The organism is Pseudomonas sp. 43(2021), from assembly GCF_017490805.1.
In the GTDB taxonomy this organism is placed as follows: Bacteria; Pseudomonadota; Gammaproteobacteria; order Pseudomonadales; family Pseudomonadaceae; genus Aquipseudomonas.
In genome coordinates, this window is the sequence record NZ_JAFGYJ010000542.1 from 1 (window position 1) to 441 (window position 441).

The 441-nt window shown below is 60.3% G+C and carries 1 protein-coding gene; it reads right to left on the reverse strand.

The window, feature by feature from the left end; genetic code table 11:
* Positions 1-441, reverse strand: a 441-nt coding sequence (locus J5M71_RS28600) for an aldehyde dehydrogenase family protein (RefSeq protein WP_207839042.1), incomplete at both ends; no start/stop codon positions are given.

The following is a 441-nucleotide window of genomic DNA, read 5'->3' on the forward strand; positions in this document are numbered from 1 at the left end:
TTGATCCACGTCGCCTTCAACTCGGTGTACTTGTCGAAGGCATGCAGCGATTTGTCGCGACCGTTGCCCGACTGTTTGAAGCCACCGAACGGCGCGGTCATGTCGCCGCCATCGTACTGGTTGACCCACACGCTACCGGCGCGCAAGGCCTTGGCGGTCAGGTGCGCCTTGGAGATGTCCTGGGTCCACACCGCTGCGGCCAGACCGTATGGCGTGTCGTTGGCAATCTGGATGGCTTCTTCGGCGCTGTCGAAAGCGATCACCGACAACACCGGGCCGAAAATCTCTTCCTGGGCAATCTTCATCGCGTTGCTCACATCATCGAAAATGGTCGGCTCAACGTAAGTGCCGCCGGTCTCCTGGAGGATGCGCTTGCCGCCGGCGACCAGTTTGGCGCCATCGCTATGGCCGGATTCGATGTACGACAGCACGGTGTTCATC